Raw genomic sequence first — 20948 nt, 5'->3', positions numbered from 1 at the left:
GCTCAGAGTGTCTGCTTTGGGTAAAGATCTGGTAACCGGCCATACGTCATAAACGGCGGACACAAACGATTCCGGGAAGTGTCATGACGCCTTTCAACTTCGCTAACGCAGTGAGTCTTCAGGACGTGCCACAAAGTAGTATGCTTCGAAACGTGCTGATTGTCAGTTCCGAGGAAGCCTCAAAAGGGGGCGGGTTTGGTGCACTGTTTGAAGAATTGTGTGATGTATCAGACTGCATAAGCATTCCAAATGCCGCAGCAACTACGTTCAAAGATGGCATCAGCGGCGCAGACGCCGCTTCGGACTCGCTTGATGAGGATCGCACCAATCAAGACAAATCGCCTGTCTCCGATACCAAAGATGGTTCTAACTATGACCTGGAAATGGATGCGACGCTGCAAAACGAAAGCCGCAAGCTTTCGCAAAACAACTCGGCAACTCACGAGGGTGGCGAGTTGGCGCACGCACCGGTTATAAAAAATGGCCAGCTGAGGGAGATTCAGGCGGATAGCGCCCAAACTATTGCGAATTTCGTTGCCATGCCGGTTGGGGGGTACGCCAGCGATTTACACAGTGAGTTTAAAAGGTCTGATTTGATTCACTCGCTTTTCCCGTCAAAGCAAGAAACCCTAAACGGCCCGCTTTCAAACTTTTTGAAAGCAGAGACAACATCTTCCGACAACGCAAGACTCAAACACATTCAGCTGTCTGCAGGTGTTGATGCGGTTGGGGCACACCCATCTGCCCATTCAAATTTGGAAAAAAGTTTTGGGTTGGGTTTTGCCAGCCTTCCGATAACGCGCGCGTCCGAAGGCGTTGAGACCCGACCCGATGGTTCAGCGGTTTCTTTTGGTCGTTCTCAACCCAACACTGATAGCAAAATTCAGGGCCAAACAGCTGTTCAGACAATCAACCCTCAATCGCCAGTTCCAAGCGCGCCAAGTGGTTTAATGTCGCTAAATGATCAGCCTCGTGGGTCTTTGGGTGAAAGCGTGCCTGCATACAGTCCCGAGCAAAATGCGACTCCGCAAACTCGACATTTCCATCAGGGCCAGGGGCAATCCGATGTCTATGTGCCGCAAGATATTTTGCGGCTTTCGGATAACGCAAGATCCGCTCAACAACATGTGGATGGAGCCAGTTTGAAGCAACTGATGACCAAGCAACCGTCAAAAAGCGGATTATCGGGCTCATTGAGAGCTGACCCATCCATTGACCTGACCAATACACCTGGCAGTTTTTCCACAAAACTCTCCGAGCCGGCTAAGTCGATGCACAGCACGCCAATTGTTGGAGGGCACGAAGCCATTCAGGGTACTACAATCGGTGCCATCGCGGTAAACATGTTTGCACGCGCAGGTCAGGCTATGACACAGCAATCAAACAGTTTTGGTCGGGGCGCTGCGAAATCTGCATCTGAGACGGTGTCCTTAGTAGACACAATACCTCAAGCGGACTGGGTCACCCCGGCAGAAAGCCATTCTTCTCTCGACAGAGTATCTTCAACCTCTTTGTCAAGGGGCACCGAGGTGGCCTCGGCGCAATCGTTTGCACGACCCGGTGAGAATGTTTCTTGGTCCAGGCAGATTGCCGAAAACGTGATCCGACAGGTCGATGGATCCATCGAGATTCGACTGAATCCGGAAGAGCTTGGCAGAGTGCGGCTGTCAGTGACCCAATCGGAACAATCTATTGTCATTTCAGTTCAGGCCGAAAGATCTGAAACGCTGGAACTGATACGCCGCCACCACCAAGAACTTGAAAAAGAACTGCTTTCGTTTGGATTTGAAGATGCGCAGTTTTCGTTTTTCGAACGGGATCAGCATAAGTCGGAATCGTCCAACACAAGCAACGACCTTACCGATATCGACATTGATACCGTTACAGAAGACAGCACCGTTGCTCTTGGCAGGGCGCAGAACCGTCGCGACGGTGCTGGTATCGATATAAGAATATAGGGGCACACGAAAATGCAGGTTAATTCACTTTCCTCAACCGTTTCGAACAGCGTGGCGCAAAAACAACGTGACGCCGCGCCCTTGAGCGCGGACTTTGAAACTTTTTTGAAGATGCTCACCGTGCAAATGCAAAATCAAGATCCTCTGAATCCGGTAGATTCGGCGGACTACGCGGTGCAACTGGCGACGTTTTCCTCGGTAGAGCAACAGGTCCAAACTAATAATCTGTTGCAGCAAATGATGTTACAGTCTTCCACTGCAGGGCTAAGCCAATATGCGAGTTGGATCGGGATGCAAGCACGCGTAGACGCGCCTGTGCAGTTCACTGGATCGCCTGTTGAGGTGCACCTGTCTCCTCACACCCTTGCCGATGATGTTTGGCTAAGCGTCAGGGACTCCGATGGGTTCGAGATAGATCGGCTGCAGGCGCCGTTGGGAGAGAATGAGTTTACTTGGGCTGGTACCGACGCAAACGGATCCGCAATGCCTCATGGTCTGTACCAATTTTCGGTGGAGAGCTTTGCCTCGGGTTCGCTGTTAGAAAGCTCGAGAGCCCAAGCCTATCACCTAGTGTCCGAGGCACGCCTTGGTCCGAACGGAGCCACCTTGGTTTTGGGAAGCGGTCGAGAGGTGATGTCAACCGAAGTCACGGCCCTCAGACAGTCACAGTAAGTCTTGTCGATTGCTGTTTTCTGCACTAGCGTCCCACCGCGCCATGAGCAGGAAGCAGACACTGTTAAACCTCAAGATATCCCCACCCGAAGTTTTGACTCAACATGTGTGCGGTGCTTTCGGGATTGATGAGCACGCGCAATGGACAACCTTGCACGGGGGGCGCACAAATGTGTGCTGGTTGGTCCAGTCGGACAAACTCTCAACGTCTTTAGTGATTAAATGGTATAACGCCAACAGGCCTAACCCGCTGTTTCCAAATGACCCGTTCGCCGAGGCGCGAATACTGACCGCTTTGGAAGGACAGTTTCCGGCGCAAACAATACTGGGCAGCTTCGAAACGTGCGCTGGGCGATATAACGTTTTTGAGCATGTCCCGGGTCGGCCTTGGCAAAAGGGAACGGGCGCTGTTGCGTGGTTGATGAGGCAACTACACGCCATGGCTCCATTAACTTGGCTACGGTCGCTTCCCAATGGAAGCGAGCAAATCCTGAGGCATGCCCAGACCATTCTTGATCAGTGCACGCAGTCCGAAGACCTTTTGCGAGAGCGCCCTGAAATAGTGGTTCCGCCAAGTTATAAAATTGCACTATTGCATTCGGACATTGTCCCTGGAAATGTGATCAAGAGCGAGGCTGGCCTTTCGCTCATTGATTGGCAATGCCCGGGGGCAGGGGACCCGTGTGAAGACATTGCGATATTCCTGTCGCCTGCGATGCAGCAAATTTATCGCGGAAAGGCGCTGTCCCAACGAGAGCTTGAGGAATTCTGGTCATCCTACGGAAGTGAGCGCCTTCGGGAAAGATACATGAAACTTGCGCCTTGTTATCACTGGCGAATGGCGGCCTATTGTCTCTGGCAATGCGAAAACGGATCGCTCGCGTATCAGCGGGGTTACGATCTTGAAACCTCTGCCCTTCACAGATCGCTAAGGGCATACAACAAGTAAGCTGGCCACATGCCTAGGCGTCGAAATCGCCCTCCCGGAAACTTTGGGGGTGGCTGTTCTATTGCCCTAGGGTAGCGTAACTGTCGCCTGCCTAAAATTTTATCAGCGACCAAAGCGCCGCAATAGCTGCCCATGGCAACCCCGTTTCCGTGGTACGCAAAGGCCGCATATAGTCCGGGAGCCGTCGGGATCTCTCCTGCGAAGGGTAATAGTTTCGCGTTGAAACAGACAAAACCCGACCAGAAATAGGGCGTTTCAACATCTTTCCATTCTGAAAACATCCGGTCGAATTCGCGTCGCACAGTGTTTCGGATTTTCTTGTGTACCTTTGGGCCCGTGGACAATCCGCCCCGCATCCCGAAAAGGAACCGCCCATCCGGCATCAAGCGAAAATAGTGAAGAAGGTTCCGCGTATCATACGCCATCTGGCTGCTGTGCCAGCCTTGGGCCGCGCGTTCTTGCTCGGTGAGGGGGCGTGTGACAATCACGCTGGATTGGGCGGGAATATAACGCCCCGACATCCAGGACGGAATGTTTTCACTTGCGTATCCATTGGTTGCTAAAATGACCTTCCTACTACGCACGTTTGCCTGACTGGTCGATACGACAAAGCCTTTTCTCGTCTGCTGAACATTCGTGACAGGGCTTTCTCCAAAAAGCATGGCGCCAGCGTTTTCGGCGGCTTCGGCCAGCTGAAGTCCGTATTTCAGGGGATTGAGCGCAAAGCCGACTGGGATGGAGAGACCACCGTAAAACGGGCCTGACATCCCTTCTTGGGCCAGGCATTCCTGTGTCATCATTCTTGGTTCAACGCCAAAGGTTCTTCGGAAGCCTTGGGCCTCATGTTCAAGAACAGGCAAATCCTTCTTGCGGTGCGCCAATACCACCTCTCCGTTGGAGTGACGGTCGACGTCAAACCCCAGCGAGGATATGAGGTGGTCTACAAAATCGACGGCATCCCGTTCTGCAAGGCGATAGTCCAACGCGTCGGCATCCCCGAACCTGCTCACAAGTGCTTTTTCCGGAAGCTTTGATCCGCCCATGCAACAGAAACCCCCGTTGCGCCCGGAGGCGCCCCAGCCCGGTTGCTTCGCGTCCAGAACCACCACTTTTAGACCGGCGCTGGCCAGCCGAAGAGCTGCTGACAGGCCAGTAAAGCCCGAACCGATGATTGTAACATCTGCTAGAAGGTTTCTGGTGAGCGATTGGTATGAAAGGGCTCGGGTTGTTTCCGGCCAAAAACAGCTTTCAACGGGCCCACTCCCATATGCAAATGGATCACATATGCGGTCCATTATGCCTCGCTTCGTTCGGCGGCGCGCTCTTCCCTTTCTTGTCGGATGGCCGCCTGTTTGCTGACCAGAGATGCCGTGATGACGCCGATCGCAACAACAAGGATCATCAGTGTAGACAGGGCGTTGATCTCGGGGCTGACACCAAGGCGTACGGAGCTCCAGATTTTCATCGGCAAAGTTGTCGCGGACGGGCCAGCCGTAAATGAGGCAATCACAAGATCATCAAGTGACAGCGTGAAGGCCAACAGCCACCCCGAAATCACGGCGGGCGCGATGATCGGCAGGGTGACAAGGCGGAAAGCCTGCAGTGTCGAGCAGCCAAGATCCATCGCTGCTTCTTCAAGCGAGCGATCAAAGCTCACAAGGCGTGAACTGACCACGACGGAAACATAGCACATGGAAAAGGTTGTGTGGGCCAGGACAATCGTCAATACCCCGCGGTCTAGTCCGATCCCAATGAACAGAAGCAGCAGGGACAGGCCGGTGATGACCTCGGGCATAACCAAGGGCGCATAGATCATGCCAGAGAAAAGGGTGCGTCCCAAAAAGCGACCTGCACGTACAAGAACCAGCGCTGCCATCGTTCCGAGGACGGTGGCAAAAGTCGAACTCAGAACAGCAACCTTCACCGTCACCCAAGCAGCATCGAGAAAGGCCTCGTTTTGGAACAATTCCCCGTACCACTTGGTCGAGAACCCAGCCCAGACCGTAACGAGTTTGGATTCGTTAAAGCTGTATACCACCAGAATGATCATTGGCAGGTACAGAAAGGCGAAGCCAAGCGTCAGCGAAGTGGCGTTAAACCAAGAAAAGCGTCTCATCCTTCGGCCTCCCGCTGTTTTTGTTCATTGCGTTGGAACAGGATGATCGGGATGATCAGAATCAAAAGCAGAATGATGGCCACGGCCGACGCGACCGGCCAATCTCGGTTCGAGAAAAACTCTTCCCAAAGAACCTTGCCGATCATCAGTGTTTTCGAACCGCCGAGAAGCGACGGGATTACGAACTCGCCCAATGTCGGAATGAATACGAGGAAGGACCCGGCGATGATCCCTTGCTTGGACAAGGGCACCGTGATGAGCCAGAATGCGCTGAACCGCGAGCAGCCCAAGTCTTCGGCGGCTTCCAGAAGGCTTTCATCAAGTTTCTCGAGCGCCGAATAGATCGGAAGGATCATGAAGGGCAGGTAGGTATAAACGATGCCGATATAGACCGCGATGTTGGTGTTCAGGATGATCAACGGCTCGCCTATCAAGCCAAGGCTCATCAGCAGCTGGTTCAGGTATCCTTCTTTGCTCAGAATCCCCATCCAAGAATAGACTCGGATCAGAAAGCTGGTCCAAAATGGCAGGATAACCAGCATCAGCAGGGTGGCGCGCCAATGGTGCGGGGCACGCGCCATTCCGTAAGCGATGGGAAACCCGACAAGCAGGGTCAGGAAGGTTGCGACCAAGGCGATTTTAAGGCTGGAAAGGTAGGCCTTCCAGTAAAGATCGTCTTGGGTCAACCAAATGAAGTTCTCGAAATCAAGCTCTGACCAGAACGCACTAAGACCCAGCCACCACCCCTCTGAAAAGTCGAGAGTCGGCGTGTAGGGCGGAATGGCCAGTGCCGTATCCGAGAGCGAGATTTTCAGGACAATGGCAAATGGCACAAGGAATAGTGCCAGAAGCCAGAAATAGGGTATCGCGATCAGGGTGAAGCGGCGCATGGATCAATGCTCCAACAGAACACCGGCGGTGTCTGTCCAACTGAGCCAAACTTTGTCTTCCCAGGTAAAGCTGCGCCGCGAGAGTCGCCGGTTATTGGCCGCTTGGGCCTTGATGATCTGCCCGCCGGCCAGTTCTACGTGATAGGTCGAGATGTTCCCGAGATAGGCAATATCAAGGATCTTTCCCTTGACGGCATTTGCCGCGCCTTCAGGTTTTTGCGCAGTGATATTCACTTTCTCGGGGCGGATCGCAAAGTGACAGGTCTGGCCGAGCGCAAATTCGCGCGTTGGCGTTCCGATGATCTCGGGCTGTCCTTCAGCCCAAGCCATATGCACCTTTTCACCAACTTTTGTCGCTTTACCTTCGATAATATTCACCTCGCCGATAAAGTCGGCGACATAGGTTGAATTCGGCGTCTCGTAAATTGCGCCGGGTGTGGCCACCTGAATGATTTTGCCGTGATCCATGACGGCGATTCGGCTGGCGACGGTCATCGCTTCTTCTTGGTCGTGCGTCACGATGACAAAAGTCGTGCCGGTTTTTTCCTGGATGTCCATCAGTTCGAACTGGGTATCCTGCCGGAGTTTCTTATCGAGCGCACCCAGCGGTTCATCCAAGAGCAGCAGTTTGGGAGCTTTGGCCAGTGAACGCGCCAGCGCGACACGCTGGCGCTGACCCCCTGAGATTTGATGGGGTTTGCGCCGCGCGAATTTTTCCATCCGTGTCAGGCGCAGCATTTCTTCCACGCGATCCTTGATGTCGTTCTTCGGCATATTGTCGCGCTTCAGTCCAAATGCGATGTTCTCCCAGATGCTCAGATGTGGGAACAAGGCATAGGATTGGAACATCATGTTCACGGCGCGTTTGTTCGGTGGCACAGGTGCGATGTCCTGCCCGGACAAAAGGATGGTGCCCTCGGTCGGGGTCTCGAACCCGCCCAGCATCCGCATCATCGTGGTTTTCCCACAGCCGGATGGCCCCAGTAGAGCAAAGAACTCTTTTTCGTAAATGTCGACCGTGAGATCATCAATCGCGACAAAATCGCCAAATCGCTTTGTAACGTTTTTGAACTGGATGATGGGTTTCGCTTCGGGATTGTCCCAGGGTGCAAATGCATCAAGCGCCATTGCTGGACTCCGTGGTTAGTAGAAGGCCCGCGCCGTCAGACGCGGGCCAATTGCGGGTCTTAGGTGCCCGATTTGATTTTAGTCCAAAGACGGGTCACAACGCGCTGAACCTTTTGCGGATAAGGCGTGGTGGTGTAGAGCTTTTCGAGTGTTGCATCATCGGGGTAGACCGCCGGATAATCTAGGATCTCCTGATCAATGAACTCTTGCGCGGCCTTGTTGCCCGAGGCGTACCAAACATAGTTGGTCGCGGCTGCCGAGTTTTGAGCATCAAGGATAAAGTTAATGAAAGCGTGGGCTGCGTCCGGGTTCGGCGCGTCCGCAGGGATCGCCATTTGGTCGAACCACATCTGTGCACCTTCGACCGGAATCGAATAGTCGATCTCGTGGCCGTTTTCAGCCTCAGAGGCGCTGAATTGTGCTTGGAAGACGTCGCCAGACCAGCCGACGGCCACGCAAATGTCGCCGTTGGCCAGCGCGGTGATGTATTCAGAGCTGTGGAACTTCCGGATATAGGGGCGGATAGCTGCAAATACGCCCTCTGCCTTGGCGATCACTTCTGGATCATGGCTGTCGGGGTCTTCACCCAGATAGTTCAACGCGGCCGGGATCATCTCGGCCGGTGCGTCGAGGAAATAGACGCCGCATTCGGCAAGTTTTTCCATGTTGGCGGGGTCAAACACCAGCGACCAGCTGTCCATCGGTGCGTCTTCACCGAGTACTTCGGTGACTTTGCCAATGTTATACCCGATACCTGTGGTGCCCCACATATAGTTGATCGAGTATGCGTTGCCGGGATCGTACTGTTCAGTCCGCGTCTGGATCAAATCCCACATATTCGAATGGTTCGGCAGTTTGGCCAGATCGAGCGGCTGGAACGCTCCTGCCGTGATCTGACGCTGCAGGAAGGTCCCCGAGGGCACAACCACGTCATACCCCGATCCGCCGGCAAGCATTTTCGTTTCCAGCACTTCATTGCTGTCGAATACGTCGTAGATCAGCTTGATGCCGGTTTCTTCTTCGAATTTCTCGAGAAGGGCCTCGTCGATATAGTCCGACCAGTTATAGACACGCACTTCGTCCGCATGAGCGGCCATTGCCCCGAGGGCAACCGATGCGGTCAGTGAGATCAAAGTTGTTTTCATGGTTTTCTCCCGTTGGGTCGCAGGGCGATGCCCGATGCGATAAGCTGTGAGAATAATTTGATCAAGTTTTCATGATATGGCAACATTGGATTGCACGAACGGTGATGAAAGATGAATGATGATGTGGGAAATGCACAAATGACGGGCGCTGAAAAAGCGATGCTAAGCTCCGCGAATGACACGGAAAACGCCACGCGGATCCCCGCACATCAGCAAGTCTATTTAATGCTGCGCGAACAGGTGCTTTTCGGCGAGCTCACACCGGGTCAGCCCGTGACGATTCAGGGTTTGGTCGAACAATTAGAGGCCGGAATGACGCCAGTGCGAGAGGCGATTCGCCGCTTAACCGCTGAAGGCGCACTCGAATTTCAAGGGAATCGGCGGGTGACGGTTCCGACGCCTTCTTCAAAAGATATCGAGGAGTTGATGTATGCCCGTAAAGCGATTGAGCCAGAATTGGTTATGCGCGCAACCCGGCAGATTTCGCCTTCTGAAATCGATGAACTTGAACAGATCGACAATCGCCTCGACGCGGCTATCTCAAATGGGGATGTCGAAACCTATCTCCGGCAGAATTATGCCTTCCACGCCAAGCTTTACACGATTGCAGATGCCCCTATCCTCACGGCGATTGCGGACGGCCTGTGGTTAAGGTTCGGACCCTCCCTGCGCGTGGTGTGCGGGCGGCTTGGAACGCAGAACCTACCTGATCAGCACAAAGAAACACTAGACGCCCTAAGACAGGGGGATGCCGAAAAGGCCGCGAATGCGATCTTGGATGATGTTGTTCAGGGCATGGAGCAGGTTCGCGACTCGCTTTAGAGACCCCGGGTTAACCATTTCGTAGACACCCGAGATTGACATGGAAAAATTTGATCATATTGTGTCGGGCAGAAGCTAGCCGGCGCAGGACGCCGTTTTTTCCAAGAATCGCGAGGACCGTTATGGAAATGATCACTAACCACATGCCTACGGCCGAATTGCAGGCGCTGGACGCGGCCCATCATGTGCATCCTTTCTCTCATCAGGATGAACTTGCAGCCAAAGGCGCCCGGGTCATCACCCGCGCCAAGGGCGTGACGCTTGTCGACTCGGAAGGTATCGAAATTCTGGACGCGATGGCGGGTCTTTGGTGTGTCAACATTGGGTATGGCCGCGAGGAGCTGGCCGAAGTTGCTGCGCGCCAGATGAAAGAACTGCCCTATTACAATACTTTTTTCCAAACGACCCATGTTCCTGTGATTGCGTTGTCGGCGAAGCTGGCAGAGTTGGCACCGGGTGATTTGAACCACGTTTTCTTTGGTGGCTCGGGTTCGGAAGCCAATGATACGAACCTTCGCCTTGTACGCACCTATTGGGCGCAAAAGGGCAAACCCGAGAAGAAAGTCGTGATCAGCCGCCACAATGCCTATCACGGATCAACGATGGCTGGCGCCAGCCTTGGCGGCATGAGCGGCATGCATGCCCAAGGCGGTTTACCGATCCCGGACATCCACCATATCAATCAGCCTAACTGGTATACCGAAGGCGGCGACATGGACCCCGCGGAATTCGGGATCAAACGCGCACAGGAATTGGAAAAAGCGATCCTAGAAATGGGCGAAGACCGTGTTGCGGCCTTCATTGCCGAGCCGGTTCAAGGTGCTGGCGGTGTGATTGTTGCGCCTGACACCTATTGGCCTGAAATCCAGCGGATTTGCGACAAGTACGAGATTTTGCTGATCGTGGATGAAGTGATCTGCGGCTTCGGTCGCACCGGTAACTGGTTTGGCAGTCAGACTCTCAATATCCGCCCTGACATCATCACCATCGCCAAAGGTCTGAGCTCGGGATACGCGCCGATTGCGGCCTCAATCCTGTCTGATGAGGTGGCAGAGGTCATTAACGCCACAGAGTTCAATCATGGCTACACTTACTCGGGGCACCCTGTTGCCGCGGCTGTTGCGCTGGAAAACCTGCGTATTCTTGAAGAAGAAAACATTATCGAAACCGTGCGCGAGGACACAGGCCCTTACCTGAAGGAAAAATGGGAATCCCTCGCCGATCACCCGCTTGTGGGTGAGGTCAAGATCGTTGGTATGATGGGGTCACTTGCTCTGACTCCCGACAAAGCAACCCGCGCTCCATTCAAGACAGATCCGGGTACAGTTGGTTTCAAATGCCGGGAGCATTGCTTTGCTAACAATCTCATCATGCGTCACGTAGGAGATCGCATGGTGATTTCGCCGCCGCTCGTGATCACGAAAGCCGAAATCGACACGCTGATTGAACGTGCCCGCAAAGCGCTTGATCTGACGTTGGTCCAGCTTAAGAAAGAGGGGCTGTTCAAATAACCGCCAAGCACAGCGGTGATTCTCAATAGCGAACAGAAAAGCATCCGCCGAAAAGGGCGGGTGCTTTTTTGTGTCGATATGGATTTCACCTGCGCGTGCGTAAAAATGCCCCAAGGGTATTGCAGGTTGCCGATTTGCTGCGCAATTCTTGTAAACCGTCCGGATTGCCCTGCATTATTTTGTGTGAAAGTGCCTGCTACGCTGGGCCAAACGGCGCAATTTGGGCTCATATTCCCCAATCTGAAAGCTGACCCCACGTCGCCTTTTGCGCCAAACCTGTCGCAAAACTAATCTGTGCTTGGGTGAACTGGCCCTAGCGTGTGTTCGATAAAACGTGGTGTTCACATCCTGATACAGGTGTGTTTACATTCTTGACACAAGCGCAGAACCAATCTGCCGGAAATTTACTCAGGGAGCCTATCATTGGCTGATACCGCAACGAATGGCGCGTTCGTTGAATTTGATCGCGTTCAGAAAAGCTATGATGGCGAAAATCTCGTCGTCAAAGACCTCAACCTGCAAATGCCCAAGGGCGAGTTTCTGACAATGCTTGGGCCATCCGGGTCGGGCAAAACGACTTGCCTGATGATGCTGGCCGGTTTCGAAACCGCAACCCACGGCGAAATCCGTCTGGACGGTCGCGAGATCAACAACATCCCGCCGCACAAGCGTGGGATCGGCATGGTCTTTCAAAACTATGCACTCTTCCCACACATGACGATTGCAGAAAACCTGAGCTTCCCGCTCGAGGTGCGCAAAATGGGTAAGTCCGAGCGTGAAGAGAAAATCAAACGCGCCTTGGATATGGTCGAGATGGGTGCATTCGGCGGCCGTCGCCCGGCACAATTGTCGGGGGGGCAACAGCAACGGATTGCTTTGGCGCGCGCGCTGGTGTTTGAACCCGAACTTGTACTGATGGATGAGCCGCTTGGTGCTCTCGACAAACAGCTTCGCGAAAAGATGCAATTCGAGATCACGCATCTTGCCCACAATCTGGGCATTACCACAGTGTACGTGACGCATGACCAAACCGAAGCGCTGACGATGTCAGACCGCGTCGCTGTTTTTGACGACGGACGCATCCAGCAGCTTGATCCGCCGGATACGCTCTATGAAGAGCCAAAGAATAGCTTTGTGGCCCAGTTCATTGGCGAGAACAATACGCTTGAGGGCACGGTGAAAGAGATAAACAACGGTCTGGCGCTTGTGCAGCTGGACGATGGCGAACTCATTGATTGCAAACCGGTTCACGACTCGGTGCGGCCCGGAGCGCGGACACGTGTGTCGATCCGCCCGGAGCGTGTCGAGTATAACAAGGACCGGCTTCAGGAAGGGGCACACACGCTTAAGGCTGAAGTGCTGGAATTCATCTATATGGGCGACATTTTCCGAACACGCCTACGTGTCGCGGGTAATGATGAGTTCATTATCAAGACTCGGAACGCACCGGACCAAGTGCGTCTGACACCCGGCCAGAAGATCGACATTGGCTGGTTGCCCGAAGACTGCCGCGCGCTGGATGCCTGATCCAATGCTCTGCACGTGATCTCGCTGAATGGCGGGGTTCCCAACTATAACAAGTTCAACAAGGAGTGAAAAAACATGAAATTCACGAAAATGTCTGCACTGGTCGCAACGACCGCACTGTGCGCCCCCATGGCAATGGCCGAAGATATGGCCATGGAGATGACCCTCGTCTCGTGGGGTGGCGCATACCAAGAGAGCCAACACAAAGCGTATGTTGAGCCCTATCTGGCGATGAACCCCGGCCTCAAAGTGGTTTGGGACGAAAGCTCGGCCGAAGCGGTCGCAAAGCTGCGTGCCATGAACGAAGCGGGCAATGTCACCTGGGACCTGGTTGACGTCGTGGCCTCTGACTCCATGCGCCTTTGCGATGAAGGTCTGGCCGAAGAGATCGACCATGATGCCGAACTCGCCGCGGCGCCTGATGGCACGCCTGCGTCGGAAGACTTCGGTGCTCTACTGGTTTCGGACTGCTTCATCCCGCAAATCGTTTATTCGACAACCTTCGGCTATCGCACCGACCTGATCGATAAGCCCGATTCGGTTTGCGCAATCTTTGACACCGACAAATATCCGGGCAAACGCGCCCTGCAGAAACGCCCGATCGACAACATGGAATGGGCACTTTACTGCGATGGCGTTGCCAAAGACGAAATCTATGACGTTCTGGGCACTGCCGAAGGCGTAGACCGTGCACTGGCCAAGCTCGACTCGATCAAGGACAGCGTCGTCTGGTGGAGCGCCGGTGCGGAAACGCCCCAGCTTCTGGCCGACGGCGAAGTCGTGATGGGCTCGACCTTCAACGGTCGTCTGTTCTCGGCCATTGCCGAGCAAGGGCAGCCGATCGGCATGCTCTGGGACATGCAGTCGTTTGACCTTGATGGCTGGATCGTGCCCGCAGGTCTGTCGCCCGAGCGCAAAGCGCGTGCGATGGACTTCCTGAAGTTCGCGACCGACACCCAGCGTCTGGCGGATCAGGCCAAGTACATTTCGTACGGCCCGGCGCGTGCGTCGTCTGCACCGCTGGTCGGCAAGCACGCCGAACTGGGCATCGAAATGGCACCGCATATGCCAACCGATCCGGCGAATGCTGGCAACGTGCACGTCTATGACTACGAATGGTGGGCCGACAACCGCGATGATCTGGACGCCAAGTTCCAGGCGTGGCTGGCCAAGTAAGCCAAGCGTTTGAATGATATGCGGAAGGGCGTACGCGCCCTTCTGTCAAAGATTAAAGGCGCCCCGTAGAGGGCCCGATTTGCAGCCGGAACTTCCATCCGGTGCAGGACCAACACGGGGACACCCATGAGCGACACAACGAATAACGGGCCGGTTCTTGCCGCCGACGGCACGCCTCTCAAGCGAAGCCTCGCCCGCGCGCTCCGAATGCAGAAGCTGCGCGCCTTGATGCTGATTGCGCCTCTGCTGATTTTTGTACTGCTAACGTTCATTCTCCCGATTGCGGATATGCTGTTTCGCTCGGTTGAGAACCAGATCGTTTCCGAGACACTGCCTGAAACGGTTGTGGCCCTTCAGGACTGGGATACGGAAAGTGGCGAGGCCCCGGGTGAAGAGGTCTTTGCCGCCCTTGCCGTTGATATGAAGGCGGCTGCCGAAGCCAAGCTTCACACGCGTGTTGGCTCGCGGCTTAACTATGAAAATCCGGGTATCTCTTCGTTGTTCCGAAAGGCGGGACGGCAGGTCAAGAAATGGGACGTCGAAAACGATGGCCCGTATAAAGAAAAGTTCCTTGACCTGCACAAGAACTGGGGGGATCCGGATGTTTGGCGTACCATTCAGGCATATTCCCCAAAGTTCACCAATGGTTACTTTTTGAACGCGGCAGATTTGCAAAAGGGCCCTGACGGACCGGAATGGCGCCCTGAGAATGAACAAATCTACTGGACCCTGTTCATCCGGACGCTGATCATGTCGCTCGCGATTACAACGTCTTGTATCATCCTCGGATATCCGGTGGCATGGATCCTTGCGAATTTGCCATCCCGTTCTGCGAACCTCTTGATGATCCTTGTCCTGTTGCCTTTCTGGACATCGCTTCTGGTGCGAACGTCCGCCTGGAAGGTCATGTTGCAGCAACAAGGTGTGATTAACGAAACACTAGTCTGGCTTGGGCTGGTGGCCGATGACGCACGACTCGTCATGATCAACAACCAGTTCGGTACGATTGTCGCTATGACCCATATTTTGTTGCCGTTCATGATTTTGCCGATGTACTCGGTCATGCAGACGATCAATCCGACCTATCTGCGTGCTGCGAAATCCCTTGGCGCGACGAACTGGACCGCGTTTTGGCGGGTCTATTTCCCGCAATCCGTGCCGGGTATCGGCGCAGGCTCGATCCTCGTGTTCATTCTGGCCATCGGTTACTACATCACGCCGGAACTGGTCGGTGGTACCAAAGGCGTGTTCATCTCGAACCGGATTGCCTTCCACATCTCGACATCACTCAACTGGGGTCTCGCGGCAGCCTTGGGCACGATCCTTCTAGTGGTCGTCCTGGCGCTCTACTGGGCCTATGACAAGATCGTCGGCATCGATAACGTGAAGCTGGGATAACGAAAATGGCTTTGACACCAGTTACAAACCAAACCCCCGGTTTCACTGCAGCTGTGAGCGCGGCATCGGGGGCCTTTGCCGGAATGTTCGTGGGCACATCCCAAGGGTCGGGTCTAATGGGCGCCGTTATCGGTGCTATTTTGCTGGCGCTGATTGGGCTTATCGCGTCCAAGATGACGGAAAAAGAGCGTCCGGTACGTATGGTGCTGTTGGCGGCGTTCATTGCAGCCGGATTTGCCTTGGGTGGCTTGCCTGGGGCTGTTGTCGGTGCGCTGTTTGGCTGGTTCTTCGGCTGGTTCGCGTTCTGGATCGCGACAAGCAAGTACCGCGCCCACCTGCCGCCCTACCTGACACCCGGACAGGTCCTCTGGCACTACAGCTTCCGTGTGATTTGCGGCGTGATCTTCGTGTTCCTGATCACCCCGATCCTTGTGGTGATGCCGTTGTCGTTCAACGCTCAGGATTTCTTTACCTTCACACCCGAGATGCTGCGGTTTGAAGCGGAGGGGTATTCTCTGAAGCACTATCGCGACTTCTTTAGCAACGATCAGTGGCAGAGCGCGCTGCGTAATTCGTTGTTGATTGCACCTGCAGCCACTCTGTTGTCGGTCGGCTTCGGGACTTTGGCAGCCATCGGCCTGAGCCAACCGCATGTGCCCTTCCGTAGAGCCATCATGGCGATCCTGATTTCGCCAATGATCGTCCCGCTGATCATCTCGGCGGCCGGCATGTATTTCTTCTACAGCCGGATTGGGCTGCAAGGCACCTATTTCGGTGTTGTGCTTGCCCATGCGGCATTGGGAATTCCGTTCGTGATCATTACCGTCACCGCGACGCTGGTGGGTTTTGATCGGTCCTTGACCCGTGCAGCGGCAAACATGGGCGCAGACCCCGTGACCACCTTCTTCCGCGTGCAGATGCCTCTGATTTTGCCGGGTGTTATCTCGGGTGGCCTGTTCGCGTTCATTACTTCGTTCGACGAAGTTGTGGTGGTGTTGTTTGTCGGTTCGGCCGGTCAAAAGACCTTGCCGTGGCAAATGTTCACTGGTCTACGCGAACAGATTTCTCCAACGATCCTCGCCGTGGCTACCATTCTTGTGGTCATTTCCATTGCACTTCTGACAACCGTGGAAATGCTGCGCCGCCGGTCCGAACGGCTGCGCGGGATTACACCGAGCTAATTCACCTCTCAATAAATAAAAAAGGCCCGCCAGATCCTGACGGGCCTTTTTTAATATTAGTTGCGACCGTATTGCCCGCCCCCACCTGTCGCTCCGGGCCGGGCGGTACGCATGGCCTTCAGCAGGCTATAGGATGGAAACCCGTCTGCAGGCATGCCCTTTGATTGTTGAAAGCGTCGGATCGCGTCCATGGATTTGGGGCCAATCATACCGTCGACCTTACCAACCTTGTATCCCGCGCGGTTCAGAAGGCGTTGAAGTTCCTTGCGCTCTTTCTCGGTCAGGGCGCGATCACCTTCGGGCCAGTTACCCTTGATTGGGGCACCCCCCTTAATCCGGTCGCTGAGATGTCCAACGCCGATCACATAGGCGTCGGCGGCATTATAGCGCTCGATAGCCCTGAAGTTGCGGAAAACCATGAATGCGACACCACGCCCACCAGCAGGCAGCAAGATCGCCCCGCTGCCATAGCCGTTCGGCACAGCGCGCCCATTAACGCCGGTGACACCAAGGGCGGCCCACTCGGAGGGAGATTTGGTGATCTTCCGGTCGGCAAGCCCGTAGTTGAAGTTCGATGGCAGACGGACCTCGACGCCCCATGGCTTGCCCTTTTGCCAGCCCGAACGCGCAAGATAAGCAGCCGTTGATGCCAATGCATCAGACGGGTCGTTGGACCAGATATCGCGTTTGCCGTCGCCCGTGAAATCGACTGCATAGGCCAGATAGGATGTCGGAATGAACTGGGTATGCCCCATCGCACCTGCCCAACTGCCTTTCATGCGGGCCGGTGTGATATCGCCGTTTTGAAGGATCTTCAGGGCTGCGATCAACTGCTTTTCAAAGAACCTACCACGTCTGCCGTCGTAGGCTAGCGTTGCAAGGGAATCGATAACGGGCAGGTCCCCTTTATAGGTGCCATAGCGACTTTCCATGCCCCAGATTGCGACCACGACTTCTTTGTCGACACCGTACTTCCGTTCGATTGAATCAAGTTGACGGCGATAGGTCCGAAGAGCCGCCTGGCCATCTTTGATGCGCGTCTCTGATGCCGCGCTTTCTAGATACTGCCAGATCGTTTTTGTGAATTCAGACTGGTTCCGGTCTTTTTGAATGACGTCGGTATTGTATCTGACATTCCGAAAGGCCCGGTCAAATGTGCTGGCAGATATCCCTGCGGACAGCGCGCGCCCCCTGAACCCTTCGACCCAACGCTGAAACGCAAGGTTTCCTGCGGTTTGATCTATGGATGGGGCAGCATCGGTTACGCTGTCGGGCCGCAATACCGGGCGCACCACAACAGACGCCATCTGAACTTGAGCCGGGATGGTTTGTGCCCTGGCAACGGGTCGCAGAGATTCTGGGGGTGCTTTGGCAAATACTGGACTGCCCGTCGCACCTGCAGCGATCAACGCTGCTGGTAATATGTATCGCATCGTTTGCCTCGTACTTTTCTTTGCCAAGAGGATAGCGCGAATCCGGAACTTTAAAAAGGAAGGCGCGTGGGCAAACGCCTGTATCGGCCGATTCCGCGAGCGATCGGCAATTGCCCGCCGTTTAATCTAGCGGCGACGGCGCGACACCGACTTTTTGACTTTTGCGGATTTATGCTTGGCCTTTCCGGCCTTCCGGCGCACCGGCTTACCGAGTGTGTTGCGCGGGCCTCTGGCGACCGATTTGTCATCAATCGTCAACAACTCGAGTGCGATGCCGCCTGTGACGGGGGCCGCTTCCGTAAGGCGCACAGTTACGCGTTGCCCGAGCCCGATGGTCATGCCGGTTTCCGACCCCGTGAGGGTATTTTCCTCGGGGTCAAACCGAAAATATTCGCGCCCAAGACTGCGCATCGGAACAAGCCCGTCCGCACCGGTTTCGTCCAGTTTCACGAAGACGCCAAAACGCGCGATCCCGCTAACCCGCCCGGAAAACTCATTGCCGATACGCTCGGACAGGTAGGCCGCCAAATATCGGTCATTGGTATCACGTTCCGCAAGCATCGAACGCCGTTCCGTGTCTGAGATATGCGCTGCCGTGTTTTCTAGCATTTCGATACCTTGAGGGGACAGCCCATCGTCACCCCATCCATGCGCAGTAATCAGCGCGCGGTGTACGATCAGGTCGGCATATCTGCGGATAGGCGAGGTGAAATGCGCATAAGACTGCAGCGCCAGCCCGAAATGCCCAAAGTTCGAGGGGCTGTAATAGGCCTGCGTCATGGACCGCAGGGTCGAGATATTTATAAGTTCCGCATCCTCTGTCCCGGCTGCCGCATTGAGAAGGGCGTTCAGATGCTGGGTTTTCAAGACCTGCCCTTTGGCAAGGTTGAACCCCGCCGTCTGAGCAGTTTCACGCAATGCATCCAACTTTTCGGGGTTGGGTTCCTCATGCACTCGAAACAGCAGCGGTGACTTGGCGGCGATCAGTGTTTCAGCTGCCGCGACATTGGCGAGGATCATGAACTCTTCGATCAGTTTATGTGCATCAAACCGATCGCGGAACATCACCGAGGCCACCTTGCCCTCGGGGGTAAGTTCAACCTTACGTTCAGGCAGGTCCAGATCCAAAGGTTGCCGCGCCGCACGAGCCTTGGTCAGGGCGTGGTAGGCGTCATAAAGCGGGTTGATGACCTCACTCATCAAGGGCGCACAGCGTTCGTTGGGGTTTCCATCCCGGGCTTCCTGAACTTCGGCATAGTTCAGCGATGCAACAGATCGCATCATGCCCCGCAGAAACCTGTGGCCGAGCTTTTCGCCCTTGGCATTGATTTGCATGCGCACGGCTAGACAGGCGCGGGGAACGCCTTCGTGAAGCGAACAAAGGTCGCCAGACAGCCGGTCGGGCAGCATGGGGACGACGCGGTCAGGAAAATAAGAAGAATTGCCGCGTTTTCGGGCTTCGCGATCAAGGGCTGATCCGGGCGTTACATAATGGGCCACATCCGCAATCGCGACCCAAATCACATGCCCGCCCTCGTTCTTCGGATCGTCATCTGCATGAGCCCAGCAAGCATCGTCGTGGTCCCTTGCGTCGGCCGGGTCAATCGTGACGAGCGGCATATCCCGCATATCATCCCGATCGGCCAGAGGCGCCGGTTTTGCAGCGTCTGCTTCGGCGATGACATCATTGGGGAAATCATCCGGAATGCCGTGCTGGTGAATCGCGATCAGAGACACCGCCTTTGGGGCACTCGGATCTCCCAGCCGTTCGACGATCTTGGCGCGTGGCAGGCCAAGGCGACCTTTGGGGCCGGTTTGCTGTGCCTCAACCAGTTCACCATCACGCGCATCGTTGACGCCCTCGGAAAGGATTTGCCATTCTTTCCCGTCGCCCTTGTCGATCGGTAACAGCCGCCCGCCCTCGGCAGTCTTGCGGAACACGCCCAGAACGCGCCTTGGGTTGGTGCCAATACGCCGGATCAGCCGGGCTTCGTATTGATGTGTTTCTCCTTTGATCGAGGTAAGCCGCCCAAGGATACGATCGCCGCCGCCCAGAGCCGGGTCGCTGGGGCGTGTGACGACCAGAATTGCGGGGGCTTCGCCTTCTCCGTGCCATTCCAGAGGACGCGCCATCAGGTCGCCATCGGCACTAGGGCCTGTGACCTGCAGCACGCTCACCGGAGGTAGGCGATCGGGATCAGTATAGGTTTTCTTGCGCTTTTGCAGATGCCCTTCCGCTTCGAGTTCCTTGAGCACGCGTTTCAAGTCAATCCGCGCGGCGCCTTTGATGCCAAAGGCCTTGGCGATATCTCGTTTGGAGGTTTGTGTCGGGTTCTCGGAAATCCATTCAAGGATTTCTTCTTTGGTCGGAATGCGCATACTTTTGCCCTAGCATGTGCGCCGGGGCACGTCATGAGAAAAACGCTTCGTTTAAGTCGTGCTCTTTTGTTCTCGAAGCGCGCAAAGATCGGCGTATGTATCGACATCCTGCAAGGCCGCGACCATGGCGATGCGTTTTCCCTTCAGGGTGGCGAGGCTGTCGGCAAGCGCATGGCGCGTCGACCAACGCACGTCTTTGAAGAGATCAACCGGGACGGGCCCGACCCGTTTCAAGCCGGTCAACCAAAATCCCCCATCCATCGCCGGCCCAAAAACTGCATCGTGGTTTCCGAGGGCAAGGAAGGCTTGCGCGATATGTTGGCGCTGGATGCCCGGAATGTCTGCCCCGATGATACAGACAGGCCCCGCCGGCACCGTTTGGAACATTCGTGCCATCCTGTCACCCAGATCGCCAGATCCTTGCGGCAATCTTGGAAATTTAGGCGGCCAGACCCGACTGCTCATCCCTTCACCGTCCGGCGACACTGCCAGAAACACGTCCCACTGCGGATCAACAAGACGACGTAACAAGGCCGCGCTCTGATGCCGAAACCACCATGCCGATCGTGTCATGCCGATATCCTGGCCCAGCCGTGTTTTAACACGGCCCGGGCGGGGTTCTTTGACCATGACAACAAGCCGAGGGCGATAGCGCATCGGAGT

The 20948-nt window shown here is 55.2% G+C and carries 17 protein-coding genes; 9 read left to right on the top strand and 8 right to left on the bottom strand.

The annotated features are described in order from the left end of the window. Positions 1 to 83: 83 nt before the first annotated feature. From WNE31_RS00695 to WNE31_RS00685, 3 genes are read left to right on the top strand one after another with little or no spacing between them, the layout of a single operon-like run. On the top strand, positions 84 to 1958 hold the full coding sequence (locus WNE31_RS00695; RefSeq protein WP_349977661.1) for a flagellar hook-length control protein FliK: 1875 nt from the start codon (positions 84 to 86) through the stop codon (positions 1956 to 1958). A 12-nt stretch (positions 1959 to 1970) separates the two neighbouring features. Then, positions 1971 to 2630: a flagellar hook capping FlgD N-terminal domain-containing protein gene (locus WNE31_RS00690; protein WP_349977660.1), complete on the top strand. Its 660-nt coding sequence runs from the start codon at positions 1971 to 1973 to the stop codon at positions 2628 to 2630. Between the two features lie 43 nt (positions 2631 to 2673). Beyond that, positions 2674 to 3579: a phosphotransferase gene (locus WNE31_RS00685; RefSeq protein ID WP_349977659.1), complete on the top strand. Its 906-nt coding sequence runs from the start codon at positions 2674 to 2676 to the stop codon at positions 3577 to 3579. Here the strand turns inward: WNE31_RS00685 and WNE31_RS00680 are convergent. From WNE31_RS00680 to WNE31_RS00660, 5 genes are read right to left on the bottom strand one after another with little or no spacing between them, the layout of a single operon-like run. Further along, complete coding sequence (locus WNE31_RS00680; RefSeq protein WP_349977658.1) at positions 3549 to 4874, bottom strand: NAD(P)/FAD-dependent oxidoreductase; 1326 nt, start codon at positions 4872 to 4874, stop codon at positions 3549 to 3551. The two genes, WNE31_RS00685 and WNE31_RS00680, sit on opposite strands and share 31 nt — an antisense overlap. Then, entirely contained in the window at positions 4874 to 5695 is an 822-nt protein-coding gene (locus WNE31_RS00675; protein ID WP_349977657.1) for an ABC transporter permease, read from the bottom strand. Before WNE31_RS00675 ends, WNE31_RS00680 begins: the two co-directional genes overlap by 1 nt. Then, positions 5692 to 6585, bottom strand: coding sequence for an ABC transporter permease subunit (locus WNE31_RS00670; RefSeq protein WP_349977656.1), 894 nt, complete (start codon positions 6583 to 6585; stop codon positions 5692 to 5694). Before WNE31_RS00670 ends, WNE31_RS00675 begins: the two co-directional genes overlap by 4 nt. A 3-nt stretch (positions 6586 to 6588) precedes the next feature. Then, the gene (locus WNE31_RS00665; RefSeq protein ID WP_349977655.1) at positions 6589 to 7713 is read right to left on the bottom strand and encodes an ABC transporter ATP-binding protein; all 1125 of its coding nucleotides are present in this window, start codon (positions 7711 to 7713) and stop codon (positions 6589 to 6591) included. Between the two features lie 59 nt (positions 7714 to 7772). After that, positions 7773 to 8858, bottom strand: coding sequence for a polyamine ABC transporter substrate-binding protein (locus WNE31_RS00660; protein WP_349977654.1), 1086 nt, complete (start codon positions 8856 to 8858; stop codon positions 7773 to 7775). Between the two features lie 111 nt (positions 8859 to 8969). Between WNE31_RS00660 and WNE31_RS00655 the strand changes: the two genes are divergently transcribed. The 6 genes from WNE31_RS00655 (at position 8970) to WNE31_RS00630 (ending at position 16473) form a co-directional block, all read left to right on the top strand. Beyond that, positions 8970 to 9680, top strand: coding sequence for a GntR family transcriptional regulator (locus tag WNE31_RS00655; RefSeq protein WP_463407407.1), 711 nt, complete (start codon positions 8970 to 8972; stop codon positions 9678 to 9680). Positions 9681 to 9802: 122 nt separating this feature from the next. Next, complete coding sequence (locus WNE31_RS00650) at positions 9803 to 11191, top strand: aspartate aminotransferase family protein (RefSeq protein ID WP_349977653.1); 1389 nt, start codon at positions 9803 to 9805, stop codon at positions 11189 to 11191. 423 nt (positions 11192 to 11614) lie between these two features. Beyond that, positions 11615 to 12718, top strand: a complete 1104-nt coding sequence (locus WNE31_RS00645; RefSeq protein ID WP_349977652.1) for an ABC transporter ATP-binding protein — start codon at positions 11615 to 11617, stop codon at positions 12716 to 12718. 75 nt (positions 12719 to 12793) lie between these two features. Further along, entirely contained in the window at positions 12794 to 13894 is a 1101-nt protein-coding gene (locus WNE31_RS00640) for an extracellular solute-binding protein (protein ID WP_349977651.1), read from the top strand. A 126-nt stretch (positions 13895 to 14020) separates the two neighbouring features. Continuing rightward, a complete protein-coding gene (locus tag WNE31_RS00635) occupies positions 14021 to 15292 on the top strand; it encodes an ABC transporter permease (RefSeq protein WP_349977650.1) in 1272 nt (423 codons plus the stop codon). A 5-nt stretch (positions 15293 to 15297) separates the two neighbouring features. Continuing rightward, the gene (locus WNE31_RS00630; RefSeq protein ID WP_349977649.1) at positions 15298 to 16473 is read left to right on the top strand and encodes an ABC transporter permease; all 1176 of its coding nucleotides are present in this window, start codon (positions 15298 to 15300) and stop codon (positions 16471 to 16473) included. A gap of 56 nt (positions 16474 to 16529) precedes the next feature. On the opposite strand, the gene WNE31_RS00625 is transcribed toward WNE31_RS00630, so the two are convergent. The 3 genes from WNE31_RS00625 to WNE31_RS00615 form a co-directional block, all read right to left on the bottom strand. Next, positions 16530 to 17906, bottom strand: coding sequence for a lytic murein transglycosylase (locus WNE31_RS00625; protein WP_463407406.1), 1377 nt, complete (start codon positions 17904 to 17906; stop codon positions 16530 to 16532). A 126-nt stretch (positions 17907 to 18032) separates the two neighbouring features. Further along, the gene (gene rnr / locus WNE31_RS00620; RefSeq protein ID WP_349977647.1) at positions 18033 to 20285 is read right to left on the bottom strand and encodes a ribonuclease R; all 2253 of its coding nucleotides are present in this window, start codon (positions 20283 to 20285) and stop codon (positions 18033 to 18035) included. Positions 20286 to 20336: 51 nt separating this feature from the next. Beyond that, the gene (locus WNE31_RS00615) at positions 20337 to 20915 is read right to left on the bottom strand and encodes a TIGR04282 family arsenosugar biosynthesis glycosyltransferase (protein ID WP_349977646.1); all 579 of its coding nucleotides are present in this window, start codon (positions 20913 to 20915) and stop codon (positions 20337 to 20339) included. Positions 20916 to 20948 lie beyond the last annotated feature (33 nt).

The sequence above is a fragment of the Shimia fortis genome (assembly GCF_040225985.1).
Taxonomy (GTDB): Bacteria; Pseudomonadota; Alphaproteobacteria; order Rhodobacterales; family Rhodobacteraceae; genus Shimia.
The sequence above is the reverse complement of the archived record's forward strand: the minus strand, read 5'-3'. Positions and strand labels throughout refer to the sequence as shown.

Excerpts from the sequence above, each read along its gene's own strand:
- WNE31_RS00650 (WP_349977653.1), top strand. The coding sequence starts at position 9,803 with ATGGAAATGATCACTAACCACATGCCTACGGCCGAATTGCAGGCGCTG.
- WNE31_RS00690 (WP_349977660.1), top strand. The coding sequence starts at position 1,971 with ATGCAGGTTAATTCACTTTCCTCAACCGTTTCGAACAGCGTGGCGCAA.
- WNE31_RS00665 (WP_349977655.1), bottom strand. The coding sequence starts at position 7,713 with ATGGCGCTTGATGCATTTGCACCCTGGGACAATCCCGAAGCGAAACCC.
- WNE31_RS00655 (WP_463407407.1), top strand. The coding sequence starts at position 8,970 with ATGAATGATGATGTGGGAAATGCACAAATGACGGGCGCTGAAAAAGCG.
- rnr (WP_349977647.1), bottom strand. The coding sequence starts at position 20,285 with ATGCGCATTCCGACCAAAGAAGAAATCCTTGAATGGATTTCCGAGAAC.
- WNE31_RS00615 (WP_349977646.1), bottom strand. The coding sequence starts at position 20,915 with ATGGTCAAAGAACCCCGCCCGGGCCGTGTTAAAACACGGCTGGGCCAG.
- WNE31_RS00670 (WP_349977656.1), bottom strand. The coding sequence starts at position 6,585 with ATGCGCCGCTTCACCCTGATCGCGATACCCTATTTCTGGCTTCTGGCA.
- WNE31_RS00630 (WP_349977649.1), top strand. The coding sequence starts at position 15,298 with ATGGCTTTGACACCAGTTACAAACCAAACCCCCGGTTTCACTGCAGCT.
- WNE31_RS00640 (WP_349977651.1), top strand. The coding sequence starts at position 12,794 with ATGAAATTCACGAAAATGTCTGCACTGGTCGCAACGACCGCACTGTGC.
- WNE31_RS00635 (WP_349977650.1), top strand. The coding sequence starts at position 14,021 with ATGAGCGACACAACGAATAACGGGCCGGTTCTTGCCGCCGACGGCACG.
- WNE31_RS00695 (WP_349977661.1), top strand. The coding sequence starts at position 84 with ATGACGCCTTTCAACTTCGCTAACGCAGTGAGTCTTCAGGACGTGCCA.
- WNE31_RS00685 (WP_349977659.1), top strand. The coding sequence starts at position 2,674 with ATGAGCAGGAAGCAGACACTGTTAAACCTCAAGATATCCCCACCCGAA.
- WNE31_RS00660 (WP_349977654.1), bottom strand. The coding sequence starts at position 8,858 with ATGAAAACAACTTTGATCTCACTGACCGCATCGGTTGCCCTCGGGGCA.
- WNE31_RS00675 (WP_349977657.1), bottom strand. The coding sequence starts at position 5,695 with ATGAGACGCTTTTCTTGGTTTAACGCCACTTCGCTGACGCTTGGCTTC.
- WNE31_RS00680 (WP_349977658.1), bottom strand. The coding sequence starts at position 4,874 with ATGGACCGCATATGTGATCCATTTGCATATGGGAGTGGGCCCGTTGAA.
- WNE31_RS00625 (WP_463407406.1), bottom strand. The coding sequence starts at position 17,906 with ATGCGATACATATTACCAGCAGCGTTGATCGCTGCAGGTGCGACGGGC.